Genomic DNA, 14,626 nt, shown 5'->3' with positions numbered 1-14,626 from the left:
TACCCGGGCCGAGGCATGGCTCGGGGTCATTCACCGCAACGTCGTGAGGAGCTTGCCATGCAAATCAAAGCGGCCGTGACGCGAGACAAGGGCGGGCCCTTCTCGGTGGAGACCCTGACCTTGACCGAGCCGGGGGCCAACGAGTTGCGCCTGCGCATCGTGGCCACCGGGGTGTGCCACACGGATGCCGTCGCCCGGGATCTGGAGCTGACGCCGTTCCCCGTTGTTCTGGGGCACGAGGGCGCCGGGGTAGTGGAAGCCGTGGGGAGCGAGGTTACGGCGTTCGCGCCGGGGGACCATGTCGTGCTGTCGTTTGCCCATTGCGGCGCATGCGAGCATTGCCTGACCGGCCATCCTACCGTCTGCATGCGCATGAACGAGTTGAATTTCGGCGGGCGTGCCGAGAACGGGGCCTGTTACCTGCATCGAGGCGACGAAGCGGTTTCCACCTTCTTCGGGCAGTCCTCGTTCGGGTCCCATGCGGTGGTGCATGAGCGCAACGCGGTCAAGGTGGATCCGGATCTCGACCTGGGCTTGCTGGCCCCATTGGGCTGCGGCGTTCAGACCGGGAGCGGCACGGTTCTCAATCGCCTCAAGCCGGCGTTCGGCAGCAGCCTGGTGGTCTACGGCTGTGGCGCGGTGGGATTGAGCGCCGTCATGGCGGCCCGTATCGCCGGCTGCGCACGGATCATCGCCGTCGACGTGCACGACAATCGCTTGTCGCTCGCCAAGGAGCTGGGGGCCACGCACGTCTTCAATGGCAGCCAGGTAGACGTGGTGGAAGAGATTCGTGCGGTGACCGGCGTGGGTGCGCACTATGGTATCGAGACAACCGGTGTGCCGCAGGTCGTGCGGCAAGGGATGCATGCGTTGCGTCCGCTGGGTCAGCTGGCCATCGTGGGCGTAACACCGGAGGTCACGCTGGACGTGCACAATGATCTGATGGCGGAAGGCAAGACCATGCTGGGCGTGATCGAGGGCGACTCGGTGCCCAATGTGTTCATTCCCCAGCTCATCGACTACTACCGCCAGGGGCAGTTTCCGTTCGACAAGCTGGTGACGTTTTACGAGTTCGACGCCCTGGAAGAGGCGTTCGCGGATTCCAAGTCCGGCAAGACCATCAAGCCGGTGGTGCGGATGACCTCATAGGGCATACGCTCCGTGCAAGCGTTGAGAAATGCCTGCGCTGCGTGGATATCGCGTTAGCCGAATAGCTTCTTGAGCGTATGCGGCTGGCTGCGCAAATACTGCTTCGGGGCATGTACGGTAGCGCCGAGCTTGGCGGCGGCGTGCCACGGCCAGCGCGGATCGTAGAGCATGCCGCGGGCCAGCGCGACGGCGTCTGCTTCGCCACCGAAGACGATGCCCTCTGCCTGTTCCGGTTCGGTGATCAGGCCGACAGCAATCACCGGCATGGCGACTTCCTGCTTCATGCGGCGAGCGAACGGTACCTGATAGTTGGGGCCGACGTTCAAGGTCTGGCGTGGGTCCAGGCCACCACCGGAGCAGTCGATGAAGCTGCAGCCGCGGGCGTCGAGAGCCTTGGCCAACTCGACGCTTTGCTCCAGATTCCAGCCGCCTTCGACCCAATCGCTTCCGGAGATACGGATACCCACAGGCTTGTCGTCCGGGAAAACCGAACGCACGGCATCGAAGATTTCCAGCACGATCCGCATGCGGTTTTCCAGGCTGCCGCCGTACTCGTCATCGCGCTGGTTCGAAAGCGGCGACAAGAACTCGTGCAGCAAATAGCCATGCGCTGCGTGCAGTTCGATCAGCTCGAAACCCAGACGTTCGGCGCGCTTGGCCGAGGCGACGAAGTTCGCCTTGAGCTGCTCGATATCATCCAGGCTCATCGCCTGTGGCGGACGCTGCCCGTCCTGATACGGTACGGCGGAAGGCGCCACGGTCTGCCAGCCACCCTCTTCTAGGCTTAGCTGAGCCCCGCCTTCCCAAGGTGCCTGGCAGGAGGCTTTGCGTCCGGCATGGCCCAACTGGATGCCGACCGGCATCGGCGAGTGGGCACGAACGGACTCAAGTACACGTGCCATCGCCTGCTCGTTGTCGTCCGAATAGAGCCCCACGTCACCAGAGGTGATGCGTCCTTCCGGCGCGACGGCGGAAGCCTCGACGATCAAGAGTCCTGCTCCGGAGAGGGCGAGATGCCCCAGATGAATCTTGTGCCAGTCGGTCATGCTGCCGTTTTCGTCGGCGGAGTATTGGCACATCGGTGAAATGACGATGCGATTGGGCAATTCGAGCCGGCCGAGCGTGAGCGGCGAGAACAGCTTAGGGGATGCCATTGAAACGTTCCTGAAGGGAATGATGGCAACAATGTAGCGTGCTAATAATTTCTTGGCAATGGCTATCTACGCCGTCGTGTGGGCGAGAGCATTCGAACGCGGGCTTTAGAGCGTGGCTTCTCTTCTATCTCGTTCGACGACGGTGTTGCGTTGTGCATAGTGCTTTGAGATTTAGTGCTTTTGGATGAAGCCTCGGCTGGCGAGGTGATCCAAGCGAATACCGGCAAGGAGAGGCGCCAGTAGATGGCACTGAGACGCAGCCCCAGGATCACCAGTATAGGCAGCGCGATAGTGGCGTAGGGGTGGATAGGGTGCGTGTACAGGGTGACGTATGCCGTGGCGCCTGCGATGGAGGCAGTCGCATAGATTTCCTGGCGCAGCACCATGGGGACGCGTCTTGCGAGGACATCGCGCAGCATTCCGCCCGCGACACCGGTGAGGAGTCCCATCAATACCGCTACGGTACCACCATGGCCCAACGCCAATGCCTTGTGAGCGCCGATGATGGTGAAGATGGCGAGCCCGAAGGCATCGAGTACGGGCAAGACGATGCGCGATAACCGGTGTATGTAATGAAAGCCGACGATCGATATCACGACGGTGATGATGATCACCCATAAATAGGTGGGGTCGGTGACCCAGAACACCGGGCGAATGCCAAGTAACAGATCGCGCAGGGTACCGCCGCCGATGCCTGTCATCGCGGCCAGTACGAGCATGCCGAAGGGATCCATCCTCGAGCGGCAAGCAAGGATGACCCCTGAGAGCGCGAAGACAGTCACTCCAGCTAAATCCAGCCAATAAACCCAGTCTGTCACTCGGATGCTCCTTGGCTACTTTGCCAACTGTGCTTAAGCAGAAATACAAAAGAGTCGTATTGTAGGCTCAAGTGCCCAAACACGTCAGCGCTCCGGCCCATACCTCCCCGGTCGTCAAGCGTCTGGCATGGCTCGGATACCTACGATATCGTATGTAAGGGACCGGGTGCGTGTGCCTGCAAAGTGGCAGGCGCCCAGACGGTGGTCATGCAATGAATCCAGGGAGTCAGGCGACATGCAGGCAGGATATCGATACGTGGCGTTGGCCGTGACGCTACCGATGCTGGCGGTGGCAATGCCCAGCCAGGCACAGGACAGCGGCTGGCAGGGGAGTCTCGGTGCGGGGGCGATTTACTCTCCCGATTACCTGGGGAGCGACGATTACGAAACCTCCGTGTGGCCGTCGGTCGACCTGACCTATGGCGATAGCGTGTATATCAACGCGCGCGATGGCGTGGGCTGGAACGTCATCAACCGGGATGGCTGGCGGGTGTCGCCGTTTCTTGGCTACACCTTCGGGCGCGACGACGATGATGATCTGCATCGACTGGATAAGGTCGATGGCGGCGTCACGGCGGGGCTGCGGGCCGAATACACCGAGGGGCACTGGCAATACAGCGCGGCGGTGGAAACCCCGCTGAGCGGGGACGTGGATGGCTACCATGCCAGCGCCAAGGCACATTGGCGTTCACGTTTGACCCAGCGGCTCTCCGTTTCGCTAGGTCCGAACATCGCCTATGGAAGCGACGCCTGGACCGAGGACATGTTCGGCATTTCCGCGCGGGAGAGTCGGCGCTCGGGGCTGGATGCGTACTCGCCGAGCGAGGGCTATTTCCGCATCGGCGCCGATGCCAGCGCTAGCTATTATCTCACGCGGACATGGTCCATCACGGGTTTGGTCGGCGTATCACGCCTGACCGGCGATGCCAAGGATAGCCCCATCGTCGACGAGATCGGCGATGCGACTCAGGCCTATGTGGGAGGGTTCATCAACTACAACTTCTAGACCCAAGTGTAGTGGTACCCTATGCAATGGCCCCGCCAAGCTTGGCGGGGCCATTTTCTTCGTGGGTTCATATCACCGCGCTATGACTCGGCGATATAGACCGTGCGCACGTTGAGGAAGGCGCCGAAGCCATATTCGCTCTGCTCGCGACCGTAGCCGCTTTCCTTGACGCCACCGAAGGGCAGCTCCGCGAAGGGCGTGGTGGGACGATTGACGAAGCTCATGCCGACCTCGAGACGACGCGCGACCTGTTCGGCGCGCTTTACGTCTTGGCCGACCACGGTGCCACCCAATCCATAGCGGCAGTTGTTGGCCAGCTCGATGGCGTGCTCGGCGTCGTCAGCGACGATGACCGACGCCACCGGGCCGAACAGCTCCTCGTCGAAGGCCGGATTGCCGGGCGCGACATTGGTCAGCACCGTGGGCGCATACCAGGCGCCGGGGCGATCGAGTACCTCGCCGCCGGTTTCGAGCTGCGCCCCTTGTTTGATCGCCCGCTGAACTTGGTCATGGAGATCGTCACGCAGATCCTTGCGCGACATGGGGCCGACCTCGGTATCGCCATCCATGGGATCACCGATGCTCATCTTCTGAACACGGTCGATGAGCCGTTCGGTGAAGCGCTCCAGCATCGGGCGTTCCACGATCAGTCGCTTGGAGGCGGCGCAGCTTTGCCCGGTATTGTCGAAGCGGCCGTTTACGGCCAGTTCCACCGCCTTGTCGACGTCAGCATCGTCGAGCACGATCAGCGGGTCGATACCGCCGAGCTCGAGCACGCTGGGCTTGATGGCCTCGCCGGCGATCTTGGCCACGGCACGGCCGGCATCTTCACTGCCGGTGAGCGTGACGCCGCACACCAGTGGGTCGTGGATGATGCCCTCGACCTTGTCGGAGCCAACCGGCAGCCAGGTGAAGGTCCCTTCCTTGAAGCCTGCGTCGTGGAAAAGCTTGGTGATGAACTTGGCGCAGCCCGGGACATTGGAGGCATGCTTGAGCAGGCAGACGTTGCCACCTGCCAGATTGGGCGCGGCGAAGCGTACCACCTGATAAAGCGGATAGTTCCACGGCATCACGCCGAGTACGGCCCCCATCGGGTCGTGAACGATTTCGGCCTTTTGAGCGCCTTCCACCTGACGTGATTGGGGTTTGAGCAGGGACTCCAGGTTGTCGGCGTAGAAGCGAACGATGGCCGAGGAAATCTGTGTCTCGGCAATCCCCTGGTGGAAGGGCTTGCCCATCTCATGGGCGATGATCTCGGCCATTTCGCGCTGATGCTGGTCGATCAAGTCGGCCAGTGCGGTGAGCCGTTGGCGACGGTCGGCCAACGGCAAGTGACGGAATTCGGCATAGCCTGCGCGGGCTTGGTCGAGCTTTTCAGCCAACTGGGTATCGTCGAGCATCTCGTGCTCGCCGAGAACTTGATCGTTGGCGGGATTGACGGCGGTGAGAGTCTTGCGGCTCATATCATCCTCCTTAACGGGATCGTCGGCGACGAATCTTCCCGAGGCAGCCTTCCTGCTTGCCTCACTATTCGTTTTGGCGATGCTGAAGGAGAGAATCAAGGGGGCGCCGGCGACTCATCGAGTCGCGTAGCCCCTGAGCGAGTGCCGAGCCCGGCGCACCGGCTTCGGCAAATGGCGACATGACCTTGGCGGCCAGGGCCAGAGGCGGGTCAGTCGAGCAAGGTGCGAGCCGTGTCGATCACGTTCTCGACGGTGAAGCCGAAGTGACGGAACAGGTCCTCGGCCTTGCCCGATTCGCCGTAGCCGGTCATGCCGATCACGCTGCCTCGAGGGCCGACGTACTTGCGCCAATAGTCGGGATGCGAAGCTTCGATGGCGAGCCGGCGTGTCACCGTGGGTGGTAGCACCGCCTCCTGGTAATCGGCGTCTTGGGCATCGAATTCGCTGGCGCAGGGCATCGAGACGACGCGGACCTGCCGTCCCTGGTCGTTGAGCTGGGCAGCCGCTTCCATGGCCAGACCGACTTCCGAGCCGGTGGCGATGAGGATCAACTCGGGCGTGCCCTCGCAATCGTCGAGCACGTAACCGCCGCGTTCGATCGCGGCGAGCTGTGCGACATCGCGTGCTTGCCCGGGAAGCCCTTGGCGCGAAAATACCAAAGCCGTGGGGCCGTCCTGGCGCTTGAGCGCCGCCAGCCAGGCCACGCTGGTTTCGGTGGCGTCGCAGGGGCGCCACGTTGCCAAGTTCGGCGTGATGCGTAGCGCATTGAGTTGTTCGATGGGCTGGTGAGTCGGACCGTCTTCGCCAAGCCCAATGGAGTCGTGGGTGTAGACGAAGATCACCTGGCGCCGCGCGATGGCGGCCATGCGCACGGCGTTGTGCATGTATTCCATGAACGTCAGGAAGGTGGCTCCATAGGGAATGAAGCCGCCGTGCATGCTGATGCCGTTCATGATGGCGCCCATGGCGAATTCACGAACGCCGTAATGCAGGTAGTTGCCGTCGGGTGCCTGGGCCGAGATGGCGCGTGCGCCCTCCCAGATCGTCAGATTCGATGGCGCGAGGTCGGCGCTGCCGCCCAGCAGTTCCGGCAGGCGTGGCCCCAGGTGGTTGAGCACACCGAGCGAGGCCTTGCGCGAGGCCAGTGTATCGCAGGCGTGCTGGGCCTCTTCGATCAGGGCACTGCCGCCCAGGTCGCCGGGTAGCTCGCCACGCCAGCGGCGCTCGAGCTCTTCGGCAAGCTCGGGATAAGCCTCGGCGTAGCGCGCGAAGCGTTGGCGCCACTCGTCCTCGGCGTGCTGGCCGGCCGTGTCGGCGTTCCAGCCTGCGTAGACCTCCTCGGGCACGTGAAACGGTGGATGCGACCAGTCGAGGCGCTGGCGCGCGGCGGCGACTTCATCCTCGCCCAGGGCGGCACCATGACAGGCGCCGGTGCCCTGTTTGTTGGGCGCGCCGAAGCCGATGACCGTCCTGCAGATGATCAAGGTCGGGCGCTGGTCGTCTTGCGTGGCGGCGTTGATGGCGTCTTCGATGGCGGCTGGGTCATGGCCGTCGACATCGGCGATGACCTGCCAGCCGTAGGCCTCGAAGCGCTTGGCGGTATCATCGGTGAACCATCCTGCGACCTCGCCATCGATGGAGATGCCGTTGTCGTCGTAGATGACGGTGAGCTTGCCGAGGCCCTGGGTTCCCGCCAGCGAGCAGGCTTCGTGGCTGATGCCCTCCATCAGGCAACCATCGCCGACGAAGCACCAGGTGCGATGGTCGACGATGTCATGCCCTGGGCGATTGTACTGCGCGGCCAGAGTGCGTTCGGCGAGTGCCATGCCCACGGCATTGGCCAGCCCCTGACCCAGCGGGCCGGTGGTGGTTTCGACCCCAGGCGTGTAGCCGAGCTCGGGATGCCCGGGCGTGCGCGAATGGAGCTGGCGGAACTGCTTGATGTCGTCGATGGCCAAGTCATAACCGCTGAGGTGTAAAAGCGAATACAACAGCATCGAACCATGCCCGTTGGAGAGCACGAAACGGTCGCGGTCGGGCCAGGTGGGGTTGCTGGGGTTGTGCTTGAGATGGTCGTTCCACAGCACTTCGGCGATATCGGCCATACCCATCGGCGCGCCGGGGTGGCCGGAATTGGCTGCCTGCACGGCATCCATCGACAGGGCGCGAATGGCATTGGCCAGCGTGAAGCGAGAGGGCATCGATGTCTCCTCCATGAGCGATGAATCAGTTAGCGAGCCGGTCGGCGATCAAGTCCTCGAGACAGGCCTGGTCGTCGGCGAAGCGACGAATGCCTTCGGCCAGCTTGTCGATGGCCATGGGGTCCTGATTATGCTGCCAGCGAAAGGCGTTTTCCTCTAGGGGAGGGACAGGCTGCGCCTCGGGATGCGTGAAGCGGACCTTGGCGTCGACATCTCCTTCGCGCGCCTCGAGCGTTTCCAGCAAGGCGGGAGAAATCGTCAGGCGATGACAGCCGGCGAGGGCGAGGACTTGCTCCGGCGTACGGAAGCTGGCCCCCATGACGACGGTATCGTAGCCGCCCCGGTCGGCGCGCTCGCAGACCTGGCGCACGAACCGCACGCCGGGGTCCTCCTCCGGGGAGAACGTTTGACCGGTTTCTTTCTGATACCAGTCGGTGACACGCCCCACGAAGGGCGAAATCAGGAACACGCCGGCATCGAAGCAGGCCTGCGCCTGAGCGTCGCTGAACAGGAGGGTGAGGTTGCATTGAATGCCTTCGCGCTCGAGTACCTCGGCGGCACGGATGCCTTCCCAGGTCGACGCGAGCTTGATCAAGATCCGCTCACGGCCGATACCCAGCGCCTCGTAACGCTCCACCAACTCATGAGCCTTGCGGATACTGGCCTGGGTATCGAACGAGAGCTTGGCGGCGACCTCGGTGGAGACGCGTCCCGGAATGAGCTGGGCGACCTCGCTGCCGATGCCGACCGAGAGGCGGTCGACGATACGCTCCAAGTGGTCGGCGTCATGTGACTTCTCGTCACGCGCCTCTTCCAGGATCCGCTCGATCAGTGGCTGATAGCCGGGCAGCTCGAATGCCTTGAGGATCAAGGAAGGATTGGTGGTGGCATCGACGGGCCGATAACGTTCGATGGCGGCTGGGTCCCCGGTGTCGGCGACCACTTGCGATAGTGCCTTGAGTGAGTCGAGTTGTGAAACCATGGTGTGCTCCGCCGCGGTATGCGGGCGTGAAGGCCCACGACGTGCCAGGTAGCGTCGGGGCGAGAAAATGGAAGGGACCGAGCGCGCGGCCGCCAGTACTCAGGCGGCGGCTTTTTCCAGGCGACGTTCGGTGCTATCGGCCAAGCGGGTCAGCAGCAGGCAGCATGACACCGCGCCGGCGTCCAGATGGCCGCGCGAGCGTTCGCCGAGGCGTGCCGCGCGCCCGATCTTGGCTTCCAGGTCGAGCGTCGAATCGCGTCCCTGCTGGGCGCCGTTGCGCAATGCCTGCAGTGCGTTCGGGAAATCGTCGCTGACCTCGATGGCCTGACGGTAGCTTTCGATGGCCGGTACCAGGGTATCGAGCAGGCACTTATCGCCGACCTTGGCATCGCTGATTTGCTCGAGCGACTGCTGCCCATCGGCCAACATCTCGCCGAAATCCTTGGCGTCGAGGACGTTCTTGTCCTTGACCGATTTGGCCATGCCCATGAAGAGGCTGCCGTAAAGTGGTCCCATCGAACCGCCGATCGAGCCCATCAAGGTCGTGGCGAGCGTGCCCAGCGCCTTGGAAAGCGACAGTGATTGGCCGGCGATCGACTCCCCGCAAAGCCGAAAACCCTTGGCCATGTTGATGCCGTGATCGCCGTCGCCGATCGCGCCATCGACGTCACTCAGGTATTGGCGGTTGTCGACGATGACCTCGACCAGTTCCTCGAGAATGTCCCTGCCTTGAGTCGCGTCCAGAACTTGCATGATGAGTCTCCGTGGTAGCGGTTCCGATCAGCACTGCGTGATGGCCAGCGAGCGCGCCGGGGCGTCCAGCAGCGGTTTGAGCTCGTCGTCGAGCTTCATCAGCGTAAGCGTGGCGCCCATCATCTCCAGCGAGGTGAAGTAATTGCCGATGTCCGTACGGTGTACGCGAATATCAGCGGCTTCGAGCCGTTCGGCGATGTGTGCGTAGAGGATATTGAGCTCCATCACTGGCGTGGCGCCAAGTCCGGAGATCAACACCGCCACCTCGCTGCCGGCGAAGTCCTGGTCGGCGAGAACGGGGTCGCACATGGCCGTGGCGATGGCCTCGGCACTGGTCAGCGGCGCGACTTCTATTCCCGGTTCGCCGTGATGGCCGATGCCGAGCTCCATGTGGCCGGGCTCGATCGAAAAGTTGGGCTTGCCATTGGCGGGGATGGTGCAGCTACTCAGCCCGACGCCGATGCTCGAACACGCATCGACGGCTTTTTGCGCCAGGCGAATGACCTCGTCGAGACTATCGCCCCGGGCCGCCGCCGCGCCGCCGATTTTCCACATCATCACCTCGCCGGCCACGCCGCGCCGCTTGTCGCGCTCCGCTGCCGGTGCCGAGGCCACGTCGTCGCGTGCAATCACCGTCTTGACCTCGATGTCTTCCATCTCGGCCATCTGCTTGGCCATCTTCACGTTCATGTTGTCGCCCGCGTAGTTGCCGTACAGGCAGGCGACCCCCTGCCCATGGGGTGCGGAGCGAAAGGCTTCGAGAAATGCATCGGCGGTGGGTGACGAGAAGATCTCACCGATGGCTACCGCATCACACATTCCTTCACCGATATATCCCAGGAAGGCGGGCTCGTGGCCGGAACCGCCACCGGTGACGATACCGACCTTGTCGCTTGGGCTGCCCGGATACTTGAGGACACGCGGGTGGTCGGTGGCGGCAAACAAGCTCGGCGAGGCGCGCAAGTAACCCTTGATGGCATCGTCCACGACGTTGTCGGGGTCATTGATGATGCGTTGCATGGCGTATTCCTCTTGTTCGTTGTGACCGACGATGGGGCGTGGCGATCCACCACCTAAGCGGGCGGTATATAATGATCTTTCACTGAACAGATGTTTAGGCTTGGGGCCCAAGGCTGTCAAGGCATGGCCGGTGTCGACGCCTGAGACTTTGGTCGTGGGCAAGAGTTTCGACGCTATTGTTTACGTATATATTTTTGAAATAAAAGGATTTTATTTATTTGCCGGAAAATAGGGTAATAGGGTCAAGCAAATCCGTGGCTGACTTTTCGCGATCGAGAATTTTACAAATGTTCGGTTAGTGATATTTTGAACATGGCGCGAGCGGTCACCGCATACCGATCGCAAGCGGGAGGAATCATCACGGGAGGCGAAACATGTCAGACTCAACAGGCCGCGCGGCGGCAATGCGCATCGCAGTGGGCGGCGACGAGGCCGCGTTCGAGCTCAAGGCGTTGCTGATCGAGCACATTCGCGCTCTGGGTTACGAGCCTGTCGATTACGGCACCTATAACGCGGAGCCGGTACTGTACCCCGATGTGGCGGTCAAGGTGGCGCGTGCCATCGACGCAGGAGAAGTGGCGCGGGGAGTGCTGGTCTGTGGGACCGGGATCGGTGTGGCGATTTCGGCTAACAAGGTGCGTGGCATTCGTGCTGCCCAGGCGCATGACACCTATTCGGCCGCCAAGGCGCGCTCGAGCAACGATGCGCAAATCGTGACGCTCGGCGCCCGCGTTGTTGGCCCGGAGCTGGCCAAGGCCGTGGTGACGACCTTCCTGGAAACCGAGTTCGGCGGTGGCGGCTCGCGCGCCAAAATAGCGCGCATTGCGGAATATGAGGGAGAGACTTTCCGCGACTCTCCGAGCGTCTGATCATTAAGAGTACGCCTGTTCGCTGTGGTATCTTGTGCGCGTCGCCCGAAGTGGACCAGGATCGGGAAGCGGATCGTATGAGGCTAGTGCCATGAGTGAACGTGTCGAGAGCGCCGAGGTCGCGCTAATGACGGAGATCGCCTCTCTGTATTATGTAGAGGGCGAAACCCAGGAAGCGATCGCCAACCGGCTGGGAATTTCCCGGGTCAAGGCGGGGCGGCTTTTAAAACGCGCGCATGCCGAGGGGATCGTCGATGTGCGCGTGCGTCAGCACCCCGCGGTGAGTGCCGAGATCGAGCAGGCTCTGATACGCCGCTTCGGTATCAAGCGCGCCTTGATAGCGCTCGACCACGCCGAACCCGACGTTCAACGTTCCGGTGTGGCTAGCCTGGTGGCCGATCATTTGTCGCGCGAGCTGCACGATGGTTCGATCGTGGCAGTGGGGATGGGACGTAACGTGGGGTCGGTGGCCGATAATGTCTTCGAGCAAGGTGAGCGCAAATGCTCGTTCGTGTGTGCCATTGGCGGCTCGCTGCGTGCCGGCGAGTACATGAATCCCGACCATATATGTCGTCGCCTGGCGATGAAATATGGCGGTGAAAGCGAAACGCTTTATGCCCCGGCGCTGGTGCAGAACCCGGCGCTGCGTGACTCGATGTATGAAAATCCCACCGTGCGCCAGACGCTGGACAGAGCACGGCGCGCGGATATCGCGATGATCGGTGTCGGTGATCTCAGCGAGGATAGCAACATGGTGCGCATGGGCTGGTTCACGCCGCAGGAGATCGCTGAGGCGCGCCTCTCGGGGACGGTGGGGGACATGATGGGATACGACTTCATCGACATGCATGGCCGGCCATCGGAAACGCCCATGCAGGGGCGGGTCATCGGTTTGACCATAACCGACTTGGCGCGGATTCCCGACGTGGTGGCGATCGCCAGCGAGAATACCAAGGCGGCGGGGATCCTGGGGGCACTGCGTACGGGTGTCATCGATACCTTGGCCACCAGTGTGACCAACGCCCATACCATTCTGCGCTTGGATGAGGCGACTACCTCAACGGCGAGCTGAGTCAAAGTGTCGCCGGTTGTCGTGCAGAGCCGTTCATATGAACACTGATGTGTCTATGTGAACGGCTTTTTTGTACGGGCTTTCTCCCTCTTTCTGCACATTGCGGGCATTGGCTTCCGTAGAGGCCCATGTAAAATCCATTATTTTCAATAATTTAAAAAGCAATCCTAAAGTATAAGGCGAAAAGGTCGCCGACTTCATTGACCTGGCTATACTGAAAAGCGTTAATTCATTTGAGCATCAAAAGATCAAATGATAAGTAAGCGTCAGCTCAATGGAGGCCATCATGAACGATACGCTCACCCCATCCCCCGACATCCCCGACACGATGCGTGCCATCGTGGCCTATGCGCCGGAAGACTATCGACTGGAAAACGTTGCGGTCCCCGATATCGGTGAAAAGGAAATTCTGGTCAAGGTCGAGGCTTGTGGCATCTGTGCCGGTGATCTCAAGGCGTATGAAGGCGCGCCGAGTTTCTGGGGCGATGAGGAGCAGCCTGCCTATATCAAAGCCCCCATGATTCCAGGTCACGAGTTCATCGGACATGTCGTCAAGATGGGTCCCGGGGCAACGGGTTTCGAGATCGGGGATCGGGTCATTTCCGAGCAGATCGTGCCGTGCTGGGACTGCCGCTTCTGTCATCGCGGCCAGTACTGGATGTGCGAGAAGCACGACGTGTATGGCTTCCAGAATAACGTCAACGGCGGCATGGCCGAGTACATGAAGTTCCCCAAGGAAGCTATCAATCACAAGCTGCCGGACGATGTGCCGGTGGAGAACATCGTACTGACCGAGCCGTTTTCCTGCTCGATGCATGCGGTGGAGCGGGCGCAAATCCAGTTAGGAGACATCGTGGTGCTCTCCGGTGCCGGCACCCTGGGGCTGGGAATGATCGGCCCGGCCAAGAAGTCCGGTCCCGCCAAGCTAGTGGTGCTCGATCTGCACGGTGAACGCTTGGAACTGGCCAAGAAATTCGGCGCCGATGTGGTGCTTAATCCAGCTGACGAAGACGTCGTTCAGATCGTCAAAGACATGACCGACGGCTATGGCTGTGACATCTACATCGAGGCGACCGGCGCGCCCAAGTCAGTGGAACAGGGGCTGGCGATGTTGCGCAAGTTGGGCCGCTTCGTCGAGTTCAGCGTGTTCAAGGATCCGGTGACGGTCGATTGGAGCATCATCAGCGACCGCAAGGAACTCGACGTGCTGGGCTCGCATCTAGGACCTTACTGCTACCCACACGTGATCGAGGGTATCGAGAGCGGCGATTTTCCCACCGAGGGTGTGGTGACCCACAAGCTGCCACTGGCGGATTTCCACAAGGGTATCGAGCTGATGAGGCACGACAGCAGCGCACTCAAGATCATCCTCATACCCAGTGCGTGATGTCGCGATGTCCCGCGTAACGGTCACGACCGTCATCCGGCGTGGGACGTGATTACCACTCATCAGCGACGCCAGGGGGCGCTTCATCATGACTTCACATACGGCTGCCATGCCTAAGAAACGATGGCGAAAGAGGCGCGGTAAGGCGGTAATGATCGGTGTTGCGGTCGTCCTGCTTGCCGTCATGGCCTGGGATACCACGGTGATGCCGATCGGCGCGGAAGAGGAGCAGGAAGGCGCGAAAATGGCACGCTTCGCCGAAGAAGAATTTCCCAAGATTCGCGAGGATGTCGATAGCAGAGCCGTCGATATCGATGAGCTGTCTAGTGCGATCGCCGAAGACCAAAGTGCGGCGGGGGAAAAATACGGTGTATCGGGCGGGATTGGCCCGATCATGCCCGTTACCTTTACCGGCGTGGCGGGTGAAGGCACATCCGGGACCTATGAGGTCAAGGCCGACGGGGCGCCCGATGATCTCGTGGTGAGGGTTCAGACCGGACCGGCCATCAATGGTACCGACCTACGGGATGCCACAGGGGAGATCGAATTCGGTCAATTCAAAAATCAGATCGAATACCAGAATGCGGGCGCCGCTCTGAACGATGCCATGAAGGCTCAGGTTCTATCGGATATCGATACGCAAAACCTGGAAGGCAAGACCGTGACGGTGACGGGCGTATTCCAGTTGATCAATCCGAATAACTGGCTCGTGACACCGGTCGACTTTAGCGTGAAATGAGCCGGAGGCTTGA

General features: G+C 61.5%; 13 protein-coding genes. 6 read left to right on the top strand and 7 right to left on the bottom strand.

All coding sequences use genetic code 11. The features are described from left to right. Positions 1-57: 57 nt before the first annotated feature. Positions 58-1,149: an NAD(P)-dependent alcohol dehydrogenase gene (locus tag KZO83_RS10265; protein WP_247620726.1), complete on the top strand. Its 1,092-nt coding sequence runs from the start codon at positions 58-60 to the stop codon at positions 1,147-1,149. A 53-nt stretch (positions 1,150-1,202) separates the two neighbouring features. On the opposite strand, the gene KZO83_RS10260 is transcribed toward KZO83_RS10265, so the two are convergent. Both KZO83_RS10260 and KZO83_RS10255 read right to left on the bottom strand, forming a co-directional pair. Next, positions 1,203-2,303, bottom strand: coding sequence for an NADH:flavin oxidoreductase/NADH oxidase (locus KZO83_RS10260; protein ID WP_247620725.1), 1,101 nt, complete (start codon positions 2,301-2,303; stop codon positions 1,203-1,205). 62 nt (positions 2,304-2,365) lie between these two features. Beyond that, positions 2,366-3,121 (bottom strand): trimeric intracellular cation channel family protein, encoded by a 756-nt coding sequence (locus KZO83_RS10255; protein WP_247620724.1) that lies wholly within the window; start codon positions 3,119-3,121, stop codon positions 2,366-2,368. Between the two features lie 235 nt (positions 3,122-3,356). Here KZO83_RS10255 and KZO83_RS10250 point away from each other — a divergent pair, with 235 nt between their 5' ends. After that, positions 3,357-4,127, top strand: a complete 771-nt coding sequence (locus KZO83_RS10250; protein ID WP_247620723.1) for a MipA/OmpV family protein — start codon at positions 3,357-3,359, stop codon at positions 4,125-4,127. A gap of 80 nt (positions 4,128-4,207) precedes the next feature. Here KZO83_RS10250 and KZO83_RS10245 read toward each other — a convergent pair whose 3' ends face one another. From KZO83_RS10245 to KZO83_RS10225, 5 genes are all read right to left on the bottom strand, one after another. After that, positions 4,208-5,590: an NAD-dependent succinate-semialdehyde dehydrogenase gene (locus KZO83_RS10245; RefSeq protein WP_247620722.1), complete on the bottom strand. Its 1,383-nt coding sequence runs from the start codon at positions 5,588-5,590 to the stop codon at positions 4,208-4,210. Positions 5,591-5,799: 209 nt separating this feature from the next. After that, entirely contained in the window at positions 5,800-7,791 is a 1,992-nt protein-coding gene (gene tkt, locus KZO83_RS10240; RefSeq protein ID WP_247620721.1) for a transketolase, read from the bottom strand. A 25-nt stretch (positions 7,792-7,816) separates the two neighbouring features. After that, entirely contained in the window at positions 7,817-8,773 is a 957-nt protein-coding gene (tal, locus tag KZO83_RS10235; protein ID WP_247620720.1) for a transaldolase, read from the bottom strand. Positions 8,774-8,872: 99 nt separating this feature from the next. Beyond that, positions 8,873-9,526 (bottom strand): dihydroxyacetone kinase subunit DhaL, encoded by a 654-nt coding sequence (gene dhaL, locus KZO83_RS10230; protein ID WP_247620719.1) that lies wholly within the window; start codon positions 9,524-9,526, stop codon positions 8,873-8,875. Positions 9,527-9,553: 27 nt separating this feature from the next. Continuing rightward, a complete protein-coding gene (locus KZO83_RS10225) occupies positions 9,554-10,546 on the bottom strand; it encodes a dihydroxyacetone kinase subunit DhaK (protein WP_247620718.1) in 993 nt (330 codons plus the stop codon). 374 nt (positions 10,547-10,920) lie between these two features. Here KZO83_RS10225 and KZO83_RS10220 point away from each other — a divergent pair, with 374 nt between their 5' ends. The 4 genes from KZO83_RS10220 to KZO83_RS10205 all read left to right on the top strand — a co-directional run bounded on the left by KZO83_RS10220 (position 10,921) and on the right by KZO83_RS10205 (position 14,613). Further along, on the top strand, positions 10,921-11,415 hold the full coding sequence (locus tag KZO83_RS10220) for an RpiB/LacA/LacB family sugar-phosphate isomerase (RefSeq protein ID WP_247620717.1): 495 nt from the start codon (positions 10,921-10,923) through the stop codon (positions 11,413-11,415). Positions 11,416-11,506: 91 nt separating this feature from the next. Next, entirely contained in the window at positions 11,507-12,487 is a 981-nt protein-coding gene (locus KZO83_RS10215; protein WP_178998297.1) for a sugar-binding transcriptional regulator, read from the top strand. 286 nt (positions 12,488-12,773) lie between these two features. Beyond that, positions 12,774-13,874 carry an MDR/zinc-dependent alcohol dehydrogenase-like family protein gene (locus tag KZO83_RS10210; protein ID WP_247620716.1) on the top strand — a complete coding sequence of 367 codons (1,101 nt, stop codon included), beginning with the start codon at positions 12,774-12,776 and terminating at the stop codon, positions 13,872-13,874. A gap of 88 nt (positions 13,875-13,962) precedes the next feature. Next, positions 13,963-14,613: a DUF2291 family protein gene (locus KZO83_RS10205; protein WP_247620715.1), complete on the top strand. Its 651-nt coding sequence runs from the start codon at positions 13,963-13,965 to the stop codon at positions 14,611-14,613. The last annotated feature ends 13 nt before the right edge of the window (positions 14,614-14,626 follow it).

This window comes from Chromohalobacter moromii, assembly GCF_023091865.1.
Lineage (GTDB): Bacteria > Pseudomonadota > Gammaproteobacteria > Pseudomonadales > Halomonadaceae > Chromohalobacter > Chromohalobacter moromii.
Note: the sequence above shows the minus strand (reverse complement) of the source record. Positions and strands in the feature narration are given on the sequence as shown.